This window comes from Butyrivibrio sp., assembly GCF_017940685.1.
In the GTDB taxonomy this organism is placed as follows: Bacteria; Bacillota; Clostridia; order Lachnospirales; family Lachnospiraceae; genus Butyrivibrio.
Window position 1 is genome coordinate 1 of sequence record NZ_JAGAYD010000026.1, and the last position, 8934, is coordinate 8934.

At 43.8% G+C, this 8934-nt stretch carries 8 protein-coding genes; 1 reads left to right on the forward strand and 7 read right to left on the reverse strand.

The features are described from left to right. Positions 1-12 precede the first annotated feature (12 nt). The 5 genes from J6I68_RS01920 to J6I68_RS01940 form a co-directional block, all read right to left on the reverse strand. On the reverse strand, positions 13-507 hold the full coding sequence (locus J6I68_RS01920) for a CinA family protein (protein ID WP_292216806.1): 495 nt from the start codon (positions 505-507) through the stop codon (positions 13-15). 104 nt (positions 508-611) lie between these two features. Beyond that, a complete protein-coding gene (locus J6I68_RS01925; protein WP_292206006.1) occupies positions 612-1922 on the reverse strand; it encodes an aminotransferase in 1311 nt (436 codons plus the stop codon). A gap of 79 nt (positions 1923-2001) precedes the next feature. Next, on the reverse strand, positions 2002-3642 hold the full coding sequence (locus J6I68_RS01930) for a glycoside hydrolase family 9 protein (RefSeq protein WP_292216808.1): 1641 nt from the start codon (positions 3640-3642) through the stop codon (positions 2002-2004). Positions 3643-3723: 81 nt separating this feature from the next. Then, positions 3724-4965 carry a 23S rRNA (uracil(1939)-C(5))-methyltransferase RlmD gene (gene rlmD / locus J6I68_RS01935; RefSeq protein WP_292216810.1) on the reverse strand — a complete coding sequence of 414 codons (1242 nt, stop codon included), beginning with the start codon at positions 4963-4965 and terminating at the stop codon, positions 3724-3726. 96 nt (positions 4966-5061) lie between these two features. Continuing rightward, the gene (locus J6I68_RS01940; protein WP_292206023.1) at positions 5062-5457 is read right to left on the reverse strand and encodes a hypothetical protein; all 396 of its coding nucleotides are present in this window, start codon (positions 5455-5457) and stop codon (positions 5062-5064) included. A gap of 152 nt (positions 5458-5609) precedes the next feature. On the opposite strand from J6I68_RS01940, the gene J6I68_RS01945 reads away from it, so the two are divergent. Beyond that, entirely contained in the window at positions 5610-7139 is a 1530-nt protein-coding gene (locus tag J6I68_RS01945) for a serine hydrolase domain-containing protein (protein ID WP_292216813.1), read from the forward strand. Positions 7140-7217: 78 nt separating this feature from the next. Here J6I68_RS01945 and J6I68_RS01950 read toward each other — a convergent pair whose 3' ends face one another. Further along, complete coding sequence (locus tag J6I68_RS01950) at positions 7218-8018, reverse strand: hypothetical protein (protein ID WP_292216815.1); 801 nt, start codon at positions 8016-8018, stop codon at positions 7218-7220. Positions 8019-8583: 565 nt separating this feature from the next. Beyond that, positions 8584-8934: HD-GYP domain-containing protein (locus J6I68_RS01955; RefSeq protein ID WP_292216817.1), on the reverse strand; the 351-nt coding region annotated here is incomplete at its 5' end.

Below are 8934 nucleotides of genomic sequence, written 5' to 3' on the forward strand. Positions count from 1 at the left end.
AAAGGAGTTTTTCTATTGAATAACGCGCATTATCTCATCCGCAATGAGGTTCGCAACATAGAGCTTATAGTCGTATCTTGTGGGCTGCTTTGGAATGGTGACATGATGTGAATAGGTCTCTTTATACAGAACTGCAAAATAGACTTCTCCCGGGATACTGTCCCCATTATTTGGGTCAACATTACCCATTGTGCCAGTTACACCAATTGAGATTTCTGCATTGTAGGCCCTCATTGCTGCAACTGCCATAGCATAGGCCGTCTCATCGGAATACACCCCGTAAGATGCAATTATCCCGGCTGGAACCCCCTGCATAATCTTGGCCTCGTTACTGTAGGTGACAAATGCCCCTTTCATCACCGCCGAGGAGCCTTCTGTGTCAGTTAAAAGAGATGCTATAAGTCCTGAAGTGCAGCTCTCCATTGTGGTGATATGAAGACCTTTTTCGATCAGAGTCTTCGTGATGGTTTCATACTTTTTGGAAACTGTTTCCTGTAGCGATGTCATACCATATCCCCCTTGTTTGAGTCAATCTGTAACGTCCCCAGTGACTCTATTGTAGCACGTAAAAAAGCGGAAGTGCACTGCACTTCCGCCGATAAATCTCTTTTTCACGCCATGTCTTTTAGCATCTTCTCAGCTGCTGTGAGTCTTACGCAAACTGTAAATACATCCATAGCAAGACGAAGGTCATGGAGATTAGGGAATGTTGGAGCAATACGGATGTTGGAATCGTGAGGATCCTTTCCGTAAGGATATGTTGCTCCTGCCTTGGTCATTAAGACTCCGGCCTTCTTGGCTCTGTCAACTATTGCCTTAGCACAGCCCTCGGGAGCGTCAAAGCTGATAAAGTAACCTCCCTTTGGTTTGGTCCAGTCGCCGATTCCGCAAGGTGTAAGGTCTCTGTCAAGGATCTCCTCTACAGCCTCAAACTTAGGTCTGATGATGGCTGCATGTTTTTTCATGTGCTCCTTGATACCCTTGATGTCGCCAAAGAAGCGAACGTGACGAAGCTGGTTAACCTTGTCGTGACCGATGGTCTGGTATGTGAGCTGAGCCTTGATCTCCTCAAGGTTGTTAAGTGAAGTTGCAATAGCTGCAATTCCGCTGCCTGGGAAGGTGATCTTGGATGTTGATGAGAACTTGTAAACAAGGTCTGGGCTTCCAGCCTTTTTGCACTCTTCAAGGATCTCAATAAGGTAATCCTGCTGACCGTCATAGAGGTGATGAACGCCGTAAGCGTTATCCCAGAAAATACGGAAGTCTCTTGCTGCAGGACGGAGACGTGCAAAACGTCTTACGGTCTCATCTGAGTATGAGTAGCCCTGTGGGTTTGAATACTTTGGTACGCACCAGATTCCCTTGATGGACTCATCATCAGCAACAAGCTTCTCAACCTGGTCCATATCAGGTCCTTCAGGAGTCATATCAACAGGTATCATCTCTATTCCGAAGTACTCTGTAATAGCAAAATGTCTGTCATAGCCTGGAACAGGGCAAAGGAACTTAACCTTGTCCAGCTTGCACCATGGAGTATTACCCATGATTCCGTGGGTATAAGCCCTTGAAACTGTATCATACATAACGTTGAGAGAAGAATTACCGTAGATGATGATATTCTCAGGCTTGTTCTCCATCATGGCTCCAATAAGTACCTTAGCCTCATGGATACCATCAAGGACACCGTAATTACGGCAGTCAGTACCGTCTTCACAGGAAAGATCAGCTTCTGAATTAAGTGCGTCCATCATTCCCATGGACAGATCAAGCTGTTCTCTGCAGGGCTTACCTCTTGCCATGTTAAGAGAAAGTTCCATCTCCTGATATTTTTTGTACTCAGCCTTGAGCTTGACTATTTCCTGCTCAAGTTCCTGTCTGTTCATCTCAGCATACTTCTTGGCTTCACTCACTGCCTTTGGCATTTTCCATTACTCCTCTCATTTCACCACTTTAATCTGCAAAAACTTATTTTTTAAAGAATATACCTGTATACAATTAATTTCAAGCACCAAAATATGCAAGAACGAATACAAGTGGTGAATTCCAGTAAATGGTTATCTCATTTAGTGAGTAGCAAGCCACATCATCGAGATAGCATTTCATTGGAGGAGTATCCTTAGGAAGCTCAGATGCTTTCTCGTCCTGAAGCCCTCTGTTTGGTCCTCCGGAAACCAGTCCTGGCCATGGATCGTCAATGCCATCTACTGCCGTAGGACGAAGGTGTGGATTCTTGTATGCCTTTTCGCCGTAGCCCGTAACATAGCTTGTATCAACGCTGTTGCAGCCAAGAAGATAGTCAAGGCCTGCACAGATAACCTTTCTATACTCATCCTTGTGCTGCACAAACTTATCTGTCACAGCAAGGATCATCATGTACTTTTCTACTTCAAAATTGCTGCCCCAGATGTAATCTTCAGCAAGCATAGGAATTCCAAAGCCGTTTTCAGATGCCACATTAACAAGCCTGTCAGCTTCAGAAACATAGTGGGTCCTAAGCTCTTTTTCAAGGTCGCTGCCATCTCCTGCAAGGAGGATCGAAAGTGATCCAAGTCCTGCAACCTCAGCCCAGCCAAGGCATGTTAAGTAATCACCCTGGAAGCCAAAACCTGCATGCTTTTCGCCGTAGTCACCAGCTTTTCTCTTCTGGTCTACTGCATCATGGTAGTAGCTCTTTTCGCCAGTGGCCTCATAAAGAGAAGCTGCTGCCCAGTACCTGTTGGAGTAGTCCTCAGCCTCATCGTACTGGCCGGTATTGGAGCCTTCAGGGTTGTAAAAGAGAAGTGGCTTGGGATTAGCAAGGAGCCACTCATAAGCTCTTTTCGCTGCCTCTAAAAGAGAATCAGCATAAGCCTTGTCATATTCTTTATAGATCGTGTATGCCAGGGCAAATACCGCAGCAACGTCTGCAGTTGCCAAAGATGAAACAGCAAAGAGGAACAACTCGTTCTTGTCCTCTTCGGGCATGATAAACGGTGCATGATTGAAGGTTGTTACCTTGTGGTAAACTGCTCCGTCTTCTCTTTGCATCTTCTTAAGGAAATCCAGTTCCACCTTGACCTCGGAGAGGATATCAGGGTACTGGCCCTTTTCACAGTTTTCCTTTGGAATATTAAAGTCAATATCAAGAAGTCCCTTAAAGAACCTTACGCCGTATAGAATATGGGCAACAGCAACAGACCCGGCTGTTGAATATCTTCCGTAATCACCTGCATCGTGCCATCCGCCTGTGACATCTCTTTTCTCATCTGTTCCATATACCGTAGCAAGGCCCATATGGCATGGCTCATGGTAGTAATCCCCTGCATACTCTTTGGTCAGGGCATTGCCGCAGCGAAGGTAATAAAAGCACTTGCAGATGTCCTTCATGAGCCCGTCGTAGATATCTTCCTTAATATCAAAAGAAAGTGACGATGCATCACCTGCATTAACAGTAAACTTACCTTCTTTCTGAAACTCAGAAAAATCAGCCACAAAAGTCTCTTCGCCTGAAATCTTGTCTTTGCCAAATTCCTTAACATTTCCCGAAAAAACACATTCTCCGCCGGTAGTCCTTACCTCAAACCTCTCAGCGGGGAAATTGAGCACTGCCTTTTTAGGCGAATTCTTTGTAAATCCAACCTGGTTGATGTAAATGCTTTTCATGTAGCCGTCTCCTTTAGAAATGAAATTGGTGCTTTAAATATCATATCATAAGTTTTTCACCTGCATCACCAATCTGCAGACTCAGTTTTCATCTTTCTTAGTCAAAAGAACTACTGTCTCAATTCCTCTGGTAAAAGGGAACATGTCCACAGGAACTGCTCTGCGGGCCTTGTAGCCTTTCTTTTCAAATATCTTAAGGTCAACAGCCAGAGAGTCAGGGCTACAGGAAATATACACAACCTTCTTAGGGGAAAGAGTTTCTACTGCCTCGATAAACTCTGGTGTAGAGCCAGATCTTGGAGGATCCATGAACACAAGGTCCACCCTGTCCCCTGACTCTGCCATCTGCTGCATGAATATGGTTGCATCATTCTGATAAAAAGTGATGTTATCTATTTCGTTGATCCTGGCATTTAAAATGGCATCTTTGACTGCGTCTTTATTGAGCTCAACACTTATTACTTCTTTTACGTGGGGCGAAGCTATGATGCCAATAGTTCCAACACCGCTGTAGCAGTCAAGGGCAATCTCATCCCCCTTAAGATCTGCCATGTCGATGGCTGTTCTGTACAGGATTTCTGTCTGCACGGGATTTACCTGATAGAAAGACTTGGGACTTATCTTGAACTTCATGCCGCAGCAGATATCATAGATAAATCCAGGGCCATACATGGGTTTTTCCTTGTCTCCAAGGATCATGCTGGTCTGCTTGTCGTTGACGTTAAGAACAATAGTGGTGATCTCCGGATGCTCTTTTCTAAGGGCCTTAACGAAGTTGTTCTTGGATGGGAAAATAGGGGATACGGTAACAAGTACCACCATGATCTCCCCGGTGTTTTTGCCGATCCTTATAAGGACGTGGCGAAGTAGCCCGTAGCCGTTGTCCTCGTCAAAGGTCTTGATCTTGAAGGATTTTAGAAGCCCCCTGATGGTGGCAATAATGGCGTCGGCCTTCTGATCTTCTAAAAGACAGGACTCTACAGGAACAACCTCGTGGGTTCCCTCTCTGTAGATCCCAGACAAAGGATTGCCCTTGCGATCGTGAGTAAATACCGCATGGACCTTGCATCTGTAATGTTCAGGTTTCTCCATGCCAATAAATGCCTCAACCTTGCAGTAGGGCTCAAGAAGGTCAGCTACCTTTTTATGCTTCTTGCGAAGCTGGGTTTCATATGGTGTATCTATCATCTGGCAGGCGCCGCACTTTTTAAACACCGGACAGCGGCTCACAGATCTTGTTAGCTGCTGTTTCTTTGGCGCAGGCTTTTTCCCTGGTGCCCTCTTATTTGTACTTTTATTAGCTGTAACCTTTTTCTCAGCCATATAATCTCCTATCCTTTGCGAAAAAACGAGCAGGAGACATCGATCCCCTGCTCTATGTAGTGTCACATTCACCTGGAGCTATCCGCTCCCTGGGTATTACTCTTCCTCGTCCAAGTCCTCTACCTTGTTCTCGAACTTAAGCTCTGGCATCTCAAGGCCTGTTTCCTCTCCTGTAACTGCCTCGGATCTGCGACGGATGCGCTCAGTGTTCTTGACCTCTCCGTAGTCCTTGAACTTGATACCCTCTATACCCTGGGCCAGCTCTCTCGCTCTTGCGATCTCGCCCTTGTTGATCTTGAAGGTACATACTATCTTGCTGCCGCTTCTGTCAAAGAGGCGCTGGAGGATCGACTTGTCCTGCCACTCGATAAAATATGAGATCCTGTGTGCAAGAAACCTCTCTTCAAGCTGCTTCTTACTGTCTACACTGTAAACCCTGCAGAAAGGAACCTCATTGTTAAATACCTGATTGTTCTGAATAATTGATGACATAACTACCTCACAAAAACTTTTGTCAATTACCAATTATAAACTAGAGGTGCAATTCTTTCAACAAGAGTTGACCAGTTACAGTTACAGTAACATGTTATGCAGCATCCATGATATAATCTTTTCATGTATGCAAGAAGCCAAGGAGTCAAAAGATGTTTGAATTTGAAAAAGTCATGCCACAGGATGCAGGCATAGATCCAGATAAGATAAAGAAAGTTCTTGAGCGTTTAGATAAAAGAAATATCCCAATGCACAGCCTGCTCATCTTAAAAGATGGCAGGCTTGTTTTCGAAAAGTATTACGCACCATATGAAAAAGATACCCTTCACAGGATGTTTTCCATAAGCAAGAGTTTTACTGCGGCGGCGATAGCTCTTTTGACCATGGAGGGGAAAATAGGGCTTGATGATCCTATTTGTGACTACTTCCCGGAGTATGTCACTGCGGATACCCACCCCTACATCAAGATGATGACCATCCGCAACATGCTTCAGATGCGGACCTGTCACGCCTCCACCACCTACAAGGTCAATATGAAAGACGACTGGGTAAAGAGCTTTTTTATCGTGCCTCCTACCCACAAGCCAGGAACCGTATTCCACTATGATACGTCTTCTGCCCATGTATTGTGTGCTCTGGTGGAGAAATTATCAGGCACCGATATGCTTAGCTACATGAAGGAACGCATGCTTAAATACGTGGATTTCAGCGCTGATTCATATATGGTGAAGGACCCGTTTGGCGTATCCATCGGAGGCTCCGGCCTTATGGCGACACCAATGGACGTCCTTAAGTTTTTGTACATCTTAAGTAAGAAGGGCCGCATTGTTTGTAATGACGGAGAGGAAAGATCTCTTTTGCCGGAAGAATTTGTCAAAGAGGCCACATCCAATATCTCAGATACCTTTGTTACAGGTCCTGTTCCCAGCGAGATGCAGGGCTACGGAATGCAGATCTGGCAAAATGAAAAGGGCGGCTTTGTCCTATACGGTATGGGCGGCCAGCTTGGAATCAGCCTTCCTGACAGAAAACTTCTTATCATGACAACCGCTGATACCCAGGGAATTGCCGGGGGAAATCAGGTTATATATGATGCGATCTATGAGAATCTGCTGGGGGATGAGGATGAGCTTCGCCATGGATACGATGTCGCAGATGATGGCGCAAGATCCGCATCAGGTGTCACAAAAGACAGTGCCCAAGCCTACGAAGATCTGCTGGACTACGCTGACACTTTAAGGATTGCCGCTCCAAGACTTCCTGAGAGCTATGGAATTACTAATATTCCAAGCCACAGCAATGAAGGCTTTGCAGATCATACTAGTTTTGAATATCAACTAGATCCCAACAAATCTGGTTTTGATAAACTTTCAATCACTTTGGATGAGAAAGGTCCATGCTCTATTTCCTTTAAGCAGGGCAATGTATCTCACACCATCACCTTTGGTATCGGAAGTATGTGTGAAGGTACCTCACCAATATATAATGACAAGTACACCGCCGGTGCCATGTGGAGCCGGGAAAACGTCCTCTATATCAAGGTTCACCTTATTGGCGAGTGTGTAGGAAGCATCCACTTCCAGCTCTTCTTTGATCCCGGAGAAGTCACCGTATTTATGCGCAAGATCGAGGAGACCTACTACCAGGAATTTGAAGGTCACCTCCAAGGACACCTGATATAACCGTTCATGTTTCCAGTACAGTGAAGACAAATTCCACCTAATGGCGTATTTGTCTTCACTGCCATAGCTACACTGTTCTTAATGCAGGAAGTCTTGTATTTTCTTTTTCAAGATTTTCATGTCGAGGGGCCTGTCCTTTGTTTCCATCGTGATCACGAGATTATCACCAAGGACAATTCCCACCTCCTCATAGTCCATTATCTTGAAGAAATTTCTTGTTGCATAATCCTCTTTTTCTACAAGCCCAAGGTGTTCAATGTATATTGTCTTGTTTTTCATAAGGTTAAGCGCAGCAAAGTCTGGATAGGCCGAGCTTCCGTCCTTAAGTATCACTCGTGGTTCACAAACATAAGGTATACCTTCTGTCAGAAGGTAATCTGCAATCATCTTTTCTGATTTGGATCGCACTGTCTCATCTTTCATTGTTAAAAATTCATGTTTGATCTCATATGTATTCCTCCCCCCAGGATGATTCTTATACCATTCATCAATTATCATTTCCCTTGATGGTTTAATGGGATCGACAAGTTTTTTCCTTCCATCCGGAAGCTTTATATATAGCTGTTCAATCAAGCCTACATCATACACTTTATTGAATTTTTCAAGGCGCCTTATCATATGCTTCAGTTCTCTATGAACCTTCTCGTCATAATCTCTTTGAACAAGCATCTTTATTTTACTCATTTCATATTTTGGAATGTAATGCTCTTTTTCCTCCCCCTCTTTTCTGAAATGATACTGGATTGAACCATTACTTTTGCTTACTCTTATATTTCCATTTTCAAGTCCCTTAAAACTCTTTAGTCTGTTAGCCGCTTTTTTCTCAAGATTCTTCAGCTCAGAAAGCTGATTTTCTAATTCATTTTTGTAGTTTATCATTCTACTCCTCTTCATCAATCATGCTGCAATTTGGTTATTATGTGCTTTTTGCAATTACGTCTTTTTTACAATTAATCAACTTTCAGATATGTGAAAATATTAACAATACGTCTTGATTCCTTTTCTACCTAATCAAGACTTAACATTCACTATCATGATCAATAAATGAATTGTTCCGGGCTTGCTATTTTACAGCTTCTTCTCGGAAAATCTCGTATCAGACGTAAATCAAGCTCCCTGCTCAACACCATCTTTCATTTGAACTTAATTTGCTACTACTTTTTTTACATTTCATGGAATTCAGACGTAGTCACAGATTTGGACTATATCTCTTTTGAACAATTAGATATTTCAGACGTAAATTCCCCTAAAATGGATATATTATCCACAAGATGTAATATTACATTACGCCTCTGAAAAAGTAAAGAATCTTTATTCCAACCACTCACACACTCCAAAACCTCACTAAGTGGCATCATTTCTCTTATCCCTACCCGCCCCAATAAAAAAGCCGCGAGCATGCTCGCGGCCTATCATCAATATAAATTTGTACGAAGCTGATATATCAAAGTCCCATATATACTCCCGGGATATCATCTTCTGTGAGGTGGAAGTCTCCACGACCTTCTTCGCGCTCTGCTGTCTCCATCTTAACGACATTGACATATCCATCGTTGATCATATCGATCATGTAAACTACGATGTTTGGATCAAACTGGGTTGCTGCGCCTTGCTGGATCTCTTCGATGATCTCGTCCTTGTTAAGGTGTCTTCGGTAGACTCTGTTACTGGACATGGCGTCGTAGGAATCTGCAACACCAACAATTCTTGCATAAAGAGGAATCGCCTCTCCCTTAAGTCCCTCAGGATAGCCCTTGCCATCATATCTCTCGTGGTGATAAAGAGCTGTCTCTCT